This window comes from Thalassotalea castellviae (assembly GCF_031846185.1).
Classification (GTDB): Bacteria; Pseudomonadota; Gammaproteobacteria; order Enterobacterales; family Alteromonadaceae; genus Thalassotalea_H; species Thalassotalea_H castellviae.
In genome coordinates, this window is record NZ_JAVRIF010000005.1 from 274,330 (window position 1) to 288,413 (window position 14,084).

A 14,084-nucleotide genomic window follows, 5' to 3' on the forward strand; every position below is an offset into this window, starting at 1 on the left:
CCCTAGTACCGACTCAACTTTTCGCATCAAGTGTTTTCATCGGCATATTTGCTTGATATCTTACAACAACAATAAATAACTCTGATAATTTCATGTTCCCTAACTGGCAACTCACCTTAATTAGTATCAGCTATATTGGTTTATTATTTCTTATTGCTCATTTAGGGGATAAATATCGCCATCGGCTCGTGAAAAAAAGCCAAAGTATTATTTATGCATTGTCGCTTGGGGTATATTGCACATCGTGGAGTTTTCTTGGCACTACCGGACAAGCTGCGAGTAATTTTCTATCTCATCTTCCAATATATTTAGGGCCGATCCTGCTTTTTATTTTCGCTTGGCCATTTATACAACGCATTATTCGAACAAGTTTAAAGTTAAATTTAACCTCAATTGCAGATTTACTTGCGGCACGCTTTGGTAAGTCACACAACTTGGCTATATTAATCACCGTAGTAGCTTTAGTTGGCACTATGCCTTATATCGCCTTGCAACTAAAAGCCATTGTCTATTCATTTCAACAACTTCAGGTCAGCAATACCGTCAGTACTTGGGGATTAGGCTTAATAGTCAGTATGATATTAGCAGGTTTTACCATCGTCTTTGGTATTAGGAATATTGATGTGACAGAACGCCACCCTGGGGTTGTATTGGCTATCGCGTTTGAAAGTTTAGTAAAACTTATCGCTTTTCTTGCTGTCGGTATCTTTGTCACGTTTTTCCTTTTTGAATCCCCCAGTGATATCTGGTACCAATCAGGTGCAAATATTCAGCTATATCAAAATTTTAACATGCCAAATTTAATGTCAATGATAGCAATGTTAGTGATTGTCATGGCAGCCTTTTTATCTTTACCACGCCAATTTCAAGTGATGGTCGTTGAATTGAAAGACGAAAAAGACACTTGGCTTAGTCGACGTGTTTTCCCGTTGTATTTATTAGTGTTTGCTTTATTTGCAGCGCCACTAGGGCTTGCTGGTCATATTGTCTTAGGCGACACAATTCCAGCAGATGCTTATGTGCTTTTTTTACCTTGGTCTCAACAACAAACTTGGTTAACGCTTATTGCCTTTTTAGGGGCGATTTCGGCGGCTAGTTCTATGGTGATCATTTCTTCAATCGCGTTAAGTACTATGCTTAGTAATGAAATTGTATTTCCACTGTTTTTTCGTTCCAACAAAACGAATCACATTGAGTACAGTAACTTCAGATATCGCTTACTTAAAATTAGAAAACTTTTAGTGCTTTTTGTTATTTTATTAGGTTATGGCGTGTTTTTAATGGCTTCGCCTGATACTTTGAGTTCGCTAGGTGAAGTTGCTTTCGGCGCATTCGCACAACTTACCCCTGCATTAATTGCAGCCTTTTATTGGCGTCGAGCGAGTTTAACTGGGGTATACGGAGGCATATTAGTTGGCTTTACCATGTGGCTAATACTGAATTTTCTGCCACAATTTGGGTTTTATCAGCAGCCTTTTGATGATGGCCTTATTCCCGCCAACAGTTTATCGAGTCTAATAAGTTTAGCCGCAAATATTTTTGTCATGTGGTCGCTTTCGCAAATAAGCCGACAAACGGTGCAAGAACGCGTTCAGGCATCATTATTTTTAGAATGGCAAGCACCAAACTTACTCAGCAGTGGCAAAAATAGGCGCATTGATGATCAAGAGTTAGAGTTATTAGTTTCTCGCTTTGTTGGTATAACCAAAGCCGCCAATAGTTTCGCGAAGTTCCAACGGAATAAAATCAAAAAAGAATTAGGCACGACGGCTTATAATCAAGCATTATTACAACATACAGAAAATACCCTAGCCAGTGTAATGGGCGCGTCTTCGGCACGATTAGTGTTATCTTCTGCCCTTGATGGCAGAGATATCGCATTAGACGATTTAGCACTGCTTGTTGAAGATGCCTCTAATCAACGCCAGCAATACAGCGAAAATCTACTACAAAGTGCAATAGAGAATGCAAGTGAAGGCATTTCCATTGTCGATAAAGATTTAAACTTGGTGGCTTGGAATAAAAAATATCTCGATATATTTCAATATCCACCGGAATATATTTATAAGGGCGCCCCAATTGAAACCTTAATTCGTTACAACGCTACACGAGGATTATGTGGTTTAGGTGATATAGAAAACCAAGTAAGTAGGCGCTTACACTATTTAAGACAAGGTAGTTCCCATAGCTCTGAACGCCAACAAGACAATGGTAAAGTGATCAGAATAGAGGGTAATCCATTACCCGATGGTGGCTTTGTCATGATGTTTTCCGACATCACCGCGTATCGTCAAGCAGAACAAGTATTGAAAGAAACGAATGTCGATTTAGAAGCTATCATACAAGAACGTACCCAAAAATTAGCACAAGCAAATGATGCCCTTGAATTAGCAAAAGAAAAAGCCGAACAAGCACATATTAAAAAGAGTTTATATTTAAAAGCTTGTAGTCATGACTTAATGCAACCATTAGAAGCCGCTCGTTTATTTACTTCAGCCTTAACCAGTCAAGATAATTTAAATGAAGTGCAAAAAAGACAGGTGAAAAATATCGACCATTCGTTAAAAGTGGCGAATGATCTGTTAGCCGACTTAGGTGAAATCGCTCGCATTGAAAGTGGTAATATTAAGCCACACTTTACTGCTTTTGCTTTAAATAATTTATTTAAAGAACTTGCAGAAGAATTTTCTGCATCGGCAATTGAGCATGACATACGGTTTCGTCTGGTAGAAACCTCGGCGTGGGTATATTCCGATCGCAACCTCTTACGCCGCATTTTACAAAACTTAATTGGGAATGCTTTTCGTTATGCAAGTCCAGGTAAAGTATTACTAGGTGCAAGGGTGATCAATCAGCAAGTAATAATACAAGTGCTCGATAATGGACCCGGTATTCCCGTTGAAAAACAGTCGTTAGTCTTTGAGCAATTTACTCAACTGGACACCCCTCAATCTCAATCTGGCAGAGGGTTAGGTTTAGGGTTAAATATCACGCAAAGTTTAACTCAACTATTAGGTCACGCTTTAGGATTAAAATCAAAAGAATCTCAAGGATGTAAGTTTACGATATCCCTTAAAAAGGTATCGCCGGTGTTACAGCCTATGATTGAAAAACCTAGCATCAAGATTGGTTTTAGTGATATTACCGTTATGTGTATTGATAATGATCCAGACGTACTTAGCGGCATGGTTGAACTCTTGTCTACATGGCAATGTAATGTCTTAGCCGCGGATTCATTTGAGCAAGCACAATCCTTGTTTGCACAACATAGTAACGATATACAAATTTTATTGGTTGACTACCAACTTGATAATGAACATAACGGCTTAAATTTAATTTCAACATTGAGAAAACAATGCTCGTATCAGATCCCGGCCATTTTAATTACCGCAACCACAGACAGCGATATTGAAGAAAAAACCAAAGCAGCCAATGTTGGTTTTATGCGTAAATTAGTAAAACCCGCTTCACTGAGAGCGATGATGAGTGCTCTACTGACGAAAAGTCTTCAGGATAAATATTCATAAAATGCCCGCCAAACCTTGGTTGACGGGCAAGTATTAAGATCGGTAATCACTTGCTCGTTGCTAATGATTATTCCGTTATGGTTGAATCGTGAATATCGAGTTGGCTGATAGCAATTACCGCTTGCGTACGATTACGAACATTAAGCTTTCTGAAAATAGCCGTTGCGTGTGCTTTGATCGTCGCTTCAGAAACATTTAAATCATAAGCAATTTGTTTATTAAGCATGCCTTGAGCAAACATCATTAATATTCGATATTGTTGCTGAGTCAAGCTGGCAACTCGCTCGGCAATCTCGGCATGCTCTTCATTACTAGCATTCATTTGAAATGATTCGGGCAACCAAATATCCCCCATCAACACTTGCACTATGGCTTGGTAAATTATCTCCACTGACGTTGACTTAGGGATAAAACCCGCTGCGCCAAACTCAATCGCTTTCGCAATTGTATCCTGATCTTCATGAGCCGAAACAATCACCACAGGTATTTGTGGAAAATGATTTCGAACATGGATTAACGTGTTAAAACCATGAGCTCCGGGGATATTTAGATCTAATAACAACAAATCACTTTCACTATTCTCTGAAAGCTGTTGTTCTAATTCAGCAATTGTTTGTGCTTCAACCCATTGTGTTTGCGTCAGTTTTGCTTTTAGCGTATTCAACAACGCTTGCCTGAATAATGGGTGATCATCAGCTATTATAATTTTTTCTGGCTGGATCATAGTAAGTTTCCTAAAACTGGGGCAATTTCAGTATACATTGATCATCAATAAAAGCTTCTACGACTAAAGTCTAATATTGCTTTTATTGATCTAATCGACATTTGCAAACCAAGCGATTATTTTGCTGGAATGTTTTTTAGTACGGCCACAAGTAACTGCCAATATTGCTCAACCGTTTTCACATTGACCTTTTCATCTGGTGAGTGAGGAAACTTAATGGTTGGCCCAAACGACACCATATCCCATGTTGGGTAAGCGGTTTTAAATAAACCACATTCTAAACCAGCATGAATCACCATAATCTCAGGCAATTTACCAAATAATGATTGGTATGTATCTCGTACTGTTTTCATGATCGCTGAACTCGTATCAGGTTTCCATCCAGGATAAGCCCCTGAAAACTGAATATGGGCGTTAGCTAAGTTGAAGATAGACTCAACCATAGTTTGCGCTTCTAAACGACCATCATCATGTAAACTACGGATCAACGTCATGGCAATAAATTTTGCCCCTTTACTTCTCATTACTCCTAAGTTTAACGACGTTTCAACAATTCCTTCAATATCATCACTCATACGTAAAACACCATTTGGGCACGCGTTTAACGCACGTAAAATTTGTTTTTGAGTGGTGTTATCCCAACATTGATCAAACGTTTCTGGCGATATCAATAACAATTCAATACTGTTTTCAACCGCTTGGAGGTTTTCTTGAATAACCGTTAAATAATCAGCTAGTTCGCTTTTTAGCGCAGCCACTTGGTGAGTAGGTATAACAAAACTCGCATCAGCTTCACGAGGAATAGCATTGCGTAAACTACCACCATTAAGTTCAGTCAGTCGAAGATCAAATTTTTCATTTGCATTCAGTAAAAAGCGTATCAATAATTTACAAGCATTGGCTCTACCCGTATGAATATCAACGCCAGAATGCCCACCTTTTAACCCTGAAATGGATAAATTAAATGATTGATAATCAGCGGGGACATCATGGTAGTCAAGATTAAATGTTGCAGTGCCATCAATGCCACCTGCACACCCCATATACACTTCACCTTCTTGCTCTGAGTCCGTGTTAATTAAAATTTCACCTTCAAGCCAACCAGCTTTTAAGCCAAAAGCGCCTGTCATACCTGCTTCTTCATCTATCGTCACTAATACTTCTAATGGCCCATGTGCAACATCATCACTGGCTAATATCGCTAAAGCTGACGCTAAACCAATCCCGTTATCAGCCCCTAATGTTGTACCATTCGCTTTAACCCAGGATTCTCCTGCATCATCAAACAAGATAGGCTCAATAGGATCGGTTAAAAAGTTATGATCTTTGTCGGCATTTTTTTGTGGCACCATATCCATATGCGCTTGTAATATCACGCCTTTTCTATCTTCCATTCCTAGTGTTGCAGGTTTTGAAATCGCTAAATTACCTACCTCATCTTCTTTGACGGTTAGACCTTGTTCTGTTGCCCATGATTGGATCCAAGCAGAGATTTTATCTTCATGTTTTGAAGGGTGAGGAATAGCGCAAATGCCAGAAAACATTTGCCAAAGTTTTTGCGGTTGAAGCTGCGATAAAGTACTCACAATTTTTCCTTGAAATTGATAGATTATATTCATTGATTTGATGGTTATATAAACGCTGAATATTCAGCGTTTATTGAGACTCTTAACCTGGAACGATTGATTAAAACGTTCAGAGAGGAGGTCGTTTTTATAACGTTATTTACTTGCCATTAAAAACTGCCATTGATCATTAAAGTTATCACTGGGTTTTTTATCAAAGCCAGAACGAACATACTGACTAATTTTGCCTTCTGCGAAAGCCACTAGAATATTTGCTAACGCCAACTCATTAATCTCAAACCCTTTGCCTTCGCGTAACTTACGTTCTCGTAAAATTTGTTTAAATTGCGATTCTAATTTTTCAAAAAATTGGTTTACCCGAGTTCTTAAACGTTCGTTTTCACCCATTAACGCATCACCCGATAAAATACGGCACATGCCAGGATTACGCTCAGCAAAAACCAATAAGACATGTAATATATGATGGCAACGTATTAGCGCCTCTTTATGATCAGATAATATTAAATTAATCCGAGAAAAGGTTGATTCTTCAATAAATTCAATCAAGCCTTCAAACATTCTCGCTTTCGACGGAAAATGACGGTACAGCGCCGCTTCTGAAACCCCCACTTCTGCAGCTAATTTAGCCGTGGTGATCCGTTGACCAGGACTAGACTGTAACATTAACGCTAAACATTCTAATATTTGCTGTTTACGGTTTGGTTTTTTATTAACCGGCATATTTCCTGTTCTCTATATTTTTTATTAAGAATAATCATGACTTAACAAGCATGAAGGACAATAAGATTGTATAGGGTTCTTTAACGCTTTTCACCCAATTGTTCTGCAATAATGTCGACTAATTGTTCCGCTACATCACTTTTACGCATGAGCGAAATATCTTGTTGAGAAGTCGCACTAAAAACCGTTAATGCATTGTTATCGCTGTTAAAGCCTTGTCCAGAAAGAGCGACATTATTCGCGGCTATTAAATCTAAGTTTTTACGTGTTAATTTATCTAATGCATATTGTTCAACATCTTGTGTTTCAGCAGCAAAGCCAACAGTAAATGGCTTCTCTGATAACGCGGCAACGTCGGCGACAATATCTGGATTTTTTACCAAATTGATTTGCATGTGATGATTATCTGCCGTTTTTTTGATTTTTTGCTCGGCAATTTCAACCACCCGATAATCGGCTACTGCTGCACAGGCAATAAAAACATCTGCACCTTTCGCTTTTAACAGTGCTTGTTGATGCATTTGCTCAGCACTCATCACGTTAATTAATTCCACTGAGCTAGGTTCAGGTATATTGACAGGACCAGAAATCAACGTAACTTTAGCGCCAGCATTGACCGCCGCCTGAGCAATGGCGTAACCCATTTTTCCCGAACTGTGATTAGATATATAACGCACGGGATCGATCGCTTCGCGAGTAGGACCGGCGGTGATCACCCAATGTTGATTCATTAAAGCCTTTTCTTGATACAACCCACAAACCAGATCTACTAACTCTGGTACATCTAGCAATCGGCCAAAGCCTATGTCGCCACAGGCTTGTTCGCCTTGCCCAGGCCCCCAAATATTGATGTGACGGTTTTTTAATTTTTGCATATTTTCTTGGGTGATTTCTGCATGCCACATTTGTTGATTCATTGCCGGTGCTACCGCAATGGTTGCATTTGTAGCTAAAACTATGGTGCCTAATAAATCATTGGCTAAACCGTGGGCAATATGTGCAATGGTATTAGCACTTGCGGGAGCAATTAATAACAAATCTGCCCACTTTGCTAATGCAATATGCCCCATTGCGCGTTCAGCTTCCGTATCTAATAAACTATCAGAAACAGGATTTCCAGAAACCGCCTGAAGAGTTAAAGGTGTAATAAATGCTTTCGCGCTTTCAGTCATCACAACACGAACGTCCGCCCCTTGCTCAATCAATCGTCGAACAAGCTCTGGCATTTTATAAGCTGCAATACCGCCGGTAATACCTAAGACAATTTTTTTACCCTGAAGAATTTGCATAACCTGCTAGTCTTAATAATCTAAATCTTTATTTTATATACGATACCATTAATCGTCATCGATGAAAATTGACATTGCAAGGATGCACTTATGTTAAAAGATTGGCCAAGTTCAGAAAAACCAAGAGAAAAATTATTAAATCAAGGCGCAACAAGTTTATCCGACGCTGAACTATTAGCTATTTTTCTGCGTACTGGTGTAAAAGGCTGCAATGTAGTTGATTTAGCAAGGCAGTTAATAGCCAGTTTTGGCAGCATAGCTGCAATCTATCAAGCGTCCGCCGAAGAATTTTGCCAAGTGCGTGGTCTAGGCAAAGCAAAATTTGTCCAATTACAAGCTTGTTTAGAAATGAGTAAACGCTTTCTTGCGGAAGAAATGCGTAACGGACAAGCGTTAACGTCTTCACAAGCAAGTAAAGACTTTTTAATCAGTCAACTTCGTAATGAAACCCATGAAATTTTTGCCGTTTTATTTCTCAACAACCAACATCAAGTGATCACCTTTAAGCGCTTATTTTATGGCACAATCAACGCTTCCGCAGTTTACCCTAGAGTTGTGGTTGAAAAAGCACTACAACATCAATCTAGTGCCGTAATTCTTGCCCATAATCATCCTTCAGGTATTGCAGAAGCCAGCTTTGCAGATAAAAATATTACGGAACAATTAACTCGAGCACTCGCTTTGATTGATATCAGAGTATTAGATCATATGATAGTAGCAGGCCACCAATGCTATTCTTTTGCTGAACATGGTTTATTATAGTCAATGAAATATTTACTTAAAAATCTTGCAAGTCGTTGAATTGACAGTTAGGTTTAAAATATCATGAGAAAGAATAAGGATTGAAATATGTCAGATGATATCCAAACGACTAACAATCAAGAGGGTGAAGAACGTCGTAAATCATTTCGATTAGACATGGAAAAAGAACTAGTAGATATTACTTGGACCAATGATTCTGGACAAGAATTAAACAAGAAAATAGTCTGTGTTGATTTTTCTAAAGGCGGTCTAAAACTCGACTGTGATCAAAGCATTGCGATCAATACTGAAGTAACTATTACGTTTAAAGCAGCAGCAGAAAATTGTCAAATTTTAAAAGGTAAAGTAATACGTTGCCTAGAACAAGATAATGGTTGGTTTGAAGTTGCATTAAAATTGAACCAATAGTGAATAAAATTCAACATTGATTTTTTAAGCTATACTAAAAGATCGGTGCATAAATGAAGCATTAAAGTTGTAGTAGAAGGAATTGGCGAAATGATGATATTAGTTGGTGGTGAAAAAGGTGGCAGTGGTAAAAGTTGCCTTGCGCAAAATTTAGCGGTTTATTTTGCACGTGATAAAAATGCCATCGTTTTAATGGTTGATTGTGATCCACAACGAACCACTTCTGATTGGATACAAGCACGCAATACCGATCCATCTTTACCCGCAATTAACTGTATCCAATTATACGGGAAAATTCGCAATGATTTATTAAGTCTAAATCAGCACTATGACTATGTAATTGTTGATTGTGGCGGTCAAGATAATTTAGCATTACGCGCTGCGATGTCGGTAGCTGAGCATGTTATCATTCCTCTTCGCCCAAAACGTCGTGATTTAAAAACAGTGCCACATATGGAAGATATGTTAAGCACCTGTAAAATGGTTAATCCTAAAATGCTAGCCTCGTTTGTTATTACCCAATGTCCAGCATTGCCAACACAAGCAAACCGTATTTTAGAAGCTAAAGATGTTTGTCGTTCATACGGCATTAATGTGTTAGACGCTGTAACCTATAACCGAAATATTTATGATGACAGTGAAGAACAAGGTTCTTCAGTGATTGAAATAGACCCTGATGGTAAAGCGGCCACTGAAATGAAAGCAATAGCCGAGGAATTACTCGCCATGAAACCGGACAACTCACATGAGTTTATCTGATCTAAAAAAATCCAAGGACGGCAAGCCGCGGAAAAAGGCATTTACCGTAGATGAGTTCATTGCTGACGCAGAGAATTATGCGAAAGGCACACCTGAACTTGTCAGTGAAGATAAAAATCAAACGGTAAATTTGCAACAAGCATTAGCAGCAGCCAAACAATTTGAAGTAAAAAAACAAGCAGAAAGACGGAAAAATAAAGCCGGTAAGCCATTTAGGCATGCAACTTTTACTTTGAGTGAAGAAGCAATCGAACAACTGCAAGAATTGGCAAAAGACAGCCAATTAGCGAAGTCGCATATCATCCGAATTCTAATAGATGAACTTTGCAATAAAGATCAACAAAAGAAACTCAATAAGCTTTTAGATTCGAATGTAAGCTAAAATTGTTTATTATCCCAACCAAAGCTTGTAGAAAACAGCGTGAAATCGCTGTTTTTTTATACCGAAAAGTGAAAATTAATCATTTAACTGATTAATTTATAAGGAATTAGCAAAGATCTTTGCTTGGATCGCGATAAAAACTAGATTTCGTTTTTCACTTTCTCTATAATATGCCACCTTTTTCAGGATCCCGGGGCGACGGTCTTGGGGAAAAATAGCTCGAGCTGAAATTAATTTTGGAGTACTCATATGTCTAAAGTTTGCCAAGTAACAGGCAAAAAGCCAATGGTTGGAAACAACCGTTCGCACGCAAGAAACGCGACTCGTCGTCGTTTTTTACCAAACCTTCAAACTCACCGTTTTTGGGTTGAAAGTGAAAATACATTCGTTAAGTTACGTTTAACTCCGAAAGGAATGCGTATTATCGATAAAAAAGGTATTGATGCAGTATTATCTGATATCCGTGCCCGTGGCGAAAAAGTTTAAGGAATCATCATGCGTGATAAAATTCGTTTAGTTTCAAGTGCTGGTACTGGTCATTTTTATACTACAGATAAAAATAAAAAGACTATGCCTGAGAAAATGGAAATCAAAAAGTTTGATCCAAAAGCTCGCAAGCACGTAATGTACAAAGAAGCGAAAATTAAGTAATTTTTGTTTTCAGAATTAAAAACCCAGCTTATTGCTGGGTTTTTTTATGGCTAAAAATAATTACGTATTCACCACATAGTGTTGTTATCCTAACAAATGACTCGTATTATTTTAACTCAACATAAGTTTTCATTAATTCATGAAAGACATTCGATGACAAAGCCTATAAATATCCGTAAAGCATTAAACTCCGATCACGACTTTATTCTTTCTTTATCGCCTGATTTAGCCAATGTCGCTAAGTTATCTTGGCATAGCGACAACACTGTGCTGCAAATGCAAGATAAATACGCACTTGAAATGCTCAACAATGCACCTGAGCCAAACATAACACTCATTGCTGAGCAGGATGGCACGCCATTAGGCTTTATTCTCGCCAGCAGCCATAAAGACGATATTTCAGAAGAAATGTGCGGCACCGTTAATTTGTTAGCGGTATCTTCAAGCGCTCAAAAAATGGGGGTTGGAAAATTATTAATAAACTCAGTAGAGCAATGGGCAAAAAATCAGAGCTATCGTTTATTACACTTAGAGGTATTCGCAAATAACAGCAATGCACAACGCTTTTACGAAAATTTAGGTTTTGAACCTGAAATGCTCAATATGATTAAACCCCTAAAATAGAAACGAATACGTTTTTATTTTCACTTTCTTTTGTCACTAAAAGCAAAAAGGCTGTTAACTTGCGTTAACAGCCTTTCTTAAATCATTTTTTGATTACGGTCTAATTGTAATATCGGGCGAGGTATTAATTTCACCTTCATCATTAATTGTCGCTGCATTTCCATCACATAATAAAATAGCTAAGCTACCTCTTGCTTGGCTATTACGGATAAAAGCAAGGTCGTAGCCAAATTGAGTTAAGCTACTAGCCGCAAATTTTTGCGCAAGCGATAGCTTGTCCCATAATGAAGAATGTTCAGGCGTATATTGCCTTCTTTCTAATAACACTTCTCTCTCTAATACAGCTTGCACGTGTCTACCTTTACAATCAACGAGGATCTTATGTTTAAAATATAATCGGACATTATCCTAGTTGGTTTTATAATTCAACAATTGCAGCGAATTAAATTGTAATTTTCCAACTGGTACAAGCAGTCTATTCCAATCACGACTATATTACTTATATAATTACAAATATGTTTATTATGAGAAATATTGATTATGAGCCAAGTTTTAAAAGATCTACTCACCCTTTTATCGTTAGAAAAAATTGAGCAAGGTTTATATCGTGGCCAAAGCCAAGATTTAGGATTTAAAGCACTTTTTGGTGGACAAGTTATGGGGCAAGCTTTATCAGCGGCTCAAGAAAGTGTTGAGGTCGACAGGCATGTCCATTCACTACATTCATACTTTTTACGCCCAGGTGACGCAGCAAAGCCGGTTATTTATGAAGTTGAAAATATTCGTGACGGACGCAGTTTTAATACCCGAAGAGTTAAAGCCATTCAAAACGGCCAAGCAATCTTTTATATGACGGCTTCTTTTCAATTAGAAGAAAAGGGCTTTGATCATCAAAATGAAATGCCGGATGTTGTAGGTCCCGATGAGTTACCTTCATTCACTGACTTTATTTTTGATAATCAGCAATATATCCCGGAAAATGTTCGTGGTAAATTTCTTTCCGAAAAACCAATCGAGTTAAAACCCGTAGAGCAATATAATTGGATAAAGCCTGAAAAATCAGAGCCTATCTGTCATATGTGGATAAAAGCGAATGGTCAATTGCCAGATGACCCACGCATACATAAATATATGCTTGCTTATACATCAGATTTTCATTTTTTACCCACCGCATTATTTAGCCATGGTGTCAGCCATTGGCAGCCTAACTTTCAAATAGCGACCATTGACCATGCAATGTGGTTTCATCGACCATTTCGCTTTGATGATTGGTTATTATATGTCATGGAAAGCCCAACAAGTGTTGGTGGTAGAGGCTTAGTTAGAGGACAAATATATAACCAAGCCGGTGATTTAGTTGCAACAACAATGCAAGAAGGCGTGATAAGACAACGTTAAGCGACTTTTTAACGGTGTCGCCAATCATCACCACTTGGGTGTTGAAAAATGCGTAAATCAAACACGGGCGCCATCGCAAAGAGGTGATCAAAAATATCCGCTTGTATTGCCTCGTAATTCACCCAATTTTGGTCATTACTGAAAAAATATAACTCTAACGGTAAGCCAGTTGCTGTCGCAGGAAGCTGTCTTACCATGCATGTCATTTGATGGTGTACTTTTTCATGCTGTTGCAAAAATTCCTCAATATAAGCGCGAAAAGTGCCGACATTCGTTAATTTGCGTTGGTTGACATAATCAGTGTCTTTTAATGCTAATTGTTTGGAGTGCTCAGAAATTTCTTGTAACTTCCTTGCTAAGTAATCCTTTAATAAATGAATTTCTTTAAGTTGTTCAATTTTCTCCGCTTGGTAAAAATGAATACTACCAATATCGATAATTATCGTACGTTTGATACGGCGTCCGCCTGATGCAAACATATCACGCCAATTTTTAAAGGAACCACTGATCAATGCATATGTTGGCACGGTCGTCACTGTTCGATCAAAATTTTGCACTTTAACGGTATTTAAACCAATTTCAAGTACATCGCCATCAGCGCCATATTGAGGAATTTCAATCCAATCACCGGGAGCTAGCATTCGGTTCGCTGATATTTGAATACTCGCGACCAGTCCTTTAATGGTATCTTGAAAAACTAACAGTAATACAGCCGTTAAAGCTCCTAAACCACTCAATAAATATATCGGTGATTTATCTAGCACAAACGAAATAGATAAAATAGTCGCCACTAAATAGACAACTAATTTTATCACCTGAATACTTGCATTTAAGGGTAAATAACGATCTTTCGCTGTTTCTTTTGAAAGACTGTTTATAACGTTGAGCAATGCTCCTATGGTACGTGCAACCTGAAAAGTTATCGCAACTTTAGCTAACACCAAGAGAAAATTCAGTATGAATGGCTCATCAATAACAAATTGTGGAATTAAAAACCAAAAAATAATGATGGGGATCAATAAAGCAATACGGGTAAATACATGATGTTCAAAAATCAAATCGTCCCAAGTGTTTCGAGAATGTGAAACGAGTTTTTGAATGGCAACTAACAACTTATGTTTTACTAAATAATAGGCAATCGCACTGATCACAAAGATGATTGCACAACCAACGAGCATTGAAGCAATAGCTAAATTTTCAGGAGCAACCCCTTGCTCCGTTAACCATGATGAAAGTAAAGCTATCATAAAATGT

15 protein-coding genes are annotated in these 14,084 nt (G+C 38.0%); 9 read left to right on the forward strand and 6 right to left on the reverse strand.

What is annotated here, in order from left to right; genetic code table 11:
- The first annotated feature begins 92 nt into the window (after positions 1 to 92).
- Positions 93 to 3,527: a hybrid sensor histidine kinase/response regulator gene (locus tag RM573_RS11390; protein ID WP_311581762.1), complete on the forward strand. Its 3,435-nt coding sequence runs from the start codon at positions 93 to 95 to the stop codon at positions 3,525 to 3,527.
- Between the two features lie 67 nt (positions 3,528 to 3,594).
- On the opposite strand, the gene RM573_RS11395 is transcribed toward RM573_RS11390, so the two are convergent.
- The 4 genes from RM573_RS11395 to coaBC all read right to left on the reverse strand — a co-directional run bounded on the left by RM573_RS11395 (position 3,595) and on the right by coaBC (position 7,846).
- Entirely contained in the window at positions 3,595 to 4,251 is a 657-nt protein-coding gene (locus RM573_RS11395) for a response regulator transcription factor (protein WP_311581764.1), read from the reverse strand.
- Between the two features lie 116 nt (positions 4,252 to 4,367).
- The gene (locus RM573_RS11400) at positions 4,368 to 5,837 is read right to left on the reverse strand and encodes an aminoacyl-histidine dipeptidase (RefSeq protein WP_311581766.1); all 1,470 of its coding nucleotides are present in this window, start codon (positions 5,835 to 5,837) and stop codon (positions 4,368 to 4,370) included.
- A gap of 135 nt (positions 5,838 to 5,972) precedes the next feature.
- Positions 5,973 to 6,557 (reverse strand): nucleoid occlusion factor SlmA, encoded by a 585-nt coding sequence (slmA, locus tag RM573_RS11405; RefSeq protein WP_311581768.1) that lies wholly within the window; start codon positions 6,555 to 6,557, stop codon positions 5,973 to 5,975.
- An 80-nt stretch (positions 6,558 to 6,637) separates the two neighbouring features.
- Positions 6,638 to 7,846, reverse strand: a complete 1,209-nt coding sequence (gene coaBC / locus RM573_RS11410; protein WP_311581770.1) for a bifunctional phosphopantothenoylcysteine decarboxylase/phosphopantothenate--cysteine ligase CoaBC — start codon at positions 7,844 to 7,846, stop codon at positions 6,638 to 6,640.
- A 90-nt stretch (positions 7,847 to 7,936) separates the two neighbouring features.
- Between coaBC and radC the strand changes: the two genes are divergently transcribed.
- The 7 genes from radC to RM573_RS11445 all read left to right on the forward strand — a co-directional run bounded on the left by radC (position 7,937) and on the right by RM573_RS11445 (position 11,432).
- The gene (radC, locus tag RM573_RS11415) at positions 7,937 to 8,608 is read left to right on the forward strand and encodes a RadC family protein (protein WP_311581772.1); all 672 of its coding nucleotides are present in this window, start codon (positions 7,937 to 7,939) and stop codon (positions 8,606 to 8,608) included.
- 87 nt (positions 8,609 to 8,695) lie between these two features.
- Entirely contained in the window at positions 8,696 to 9,016 is a 321-nt protein-coding gene (locus tag RM573_RS11420) for a PilZ domain-containing protein (RefSeq protein ID WP_311581775.1), read from the forward strand.
- Positions 9,017 to 9,106: 90 nt separating this feature from the next.
- Complete coding sequence (locus RM573_RS11425; protein ID WP_311581778.1) at positions 9,107 to 9,775, forward strand: AAA family ATPase; 669 nt, start codon at positions 9,107 to 9,109, stop codon at positions 9,773 to 9,775.
- Positions 9,762 to 10,157, forward strand: coding sequence for a ribbon-helix-helix protein, CopG family (locus tag RM573_RS11430; RefSeq protein WP_311581781.1), 396 nt, complete (start codon positions 9,762 to 9,764; stop codon positions 10,155 to 10,157). The genes RM573_RS11425 and RM573_RS11430 overlap by 14 nt, the downstream gene beginning before the upstream one ends.
- A 249-nt stretch (positions 10,158 to 10,406) precedes the next feature.
- Positions 10,407 to 10,643 (forward strand): 50S ribosomal protein L28, encoded by a 237-nt coding sequence (rpmB, locus tag RM573_RS11435; RefSeq protein ID WP_311581784.1) that lies wholly within the window; start codon positions 10,407 to 10,409, stop codon positions 10,641 to 10,643.
- Between the two features lie 9 nt (positions 10,644 to 10,652).
- Positions 10,653 to 10,808: a 50S ribosomal protein L33 gene (gene rpmG, locus RM573_RS11440; protein WP_044834320.1), complete on the forward strand. Its 156-nt coding sequence runs from the start codon at positions 10,653 to 10,655 to the stop codon at positions 10,806 to 10,808.
- 153 nt (positions 10,809 to 10,961) lie between these two features.
- Positions 10,962 to 11,432: a GNAT family N-acetyltransferase gene (locus RM573_RS11445; RefSeq protein ID WP_311581796.1), complete on the forward strand. Its 471-nt coding sequence runs from the start codon at positions 10,962 to 10,964 to the stop codon at positions 11,430 to 11,432.
- Between the two features lie 93 nt (positions 11,433 to 11,525).
- Here RM573_RS11445 and RM573_RS11450 read toward each other — a convergent pair whose 3' ends face one another.
- Positions 11,526 to 11,783: a hypothetical protein gene (locus RM573_RS11450; protein WP_311581798.1), complete on the reverse strand. Its 258-nt coding sequence runs from the start codon at positions 11,781 to 11,783 to the stop codon at positions 11,526 to 11,528.
- A 189-nt stretch (positions 11,784 to 11,972) separates the two neighbouring features.
- On the opposite strand from RM573_RS11450, the gene tesB reads away from it, so the two are divergent.
- A complete protein-coding gene (gene tesB / locus RM573_RS11455; RefSeq protein ID WP_311581800.1) occupies positions 11,973 to 12,830 on the forward strand; it encodes an acyl-CoA thioesterase II in 858 nt (285 codons plus the stop codon).
- Positions 12,831 to 12,838: 8 nt separating this feature from the next.
- On the opposite strand, the gene RM573_RS11460 is transcribed toward tesB, so the two are convergent.
- Positions 12,839 to 14,077 (reverse strand): mechanosensitive ion channel family protein, encoded by a 1,239-nt coding sequence (locus RM573_RS11460; protein ID WP_311581803.1) that lies wholly within the window; start codon positions 14,075 to 14,077, stop codon positions 12,839 to 12,841.
- Between the last annotated feature and the right edge of the window lie 7 nt (positions 14,078 to 14,084).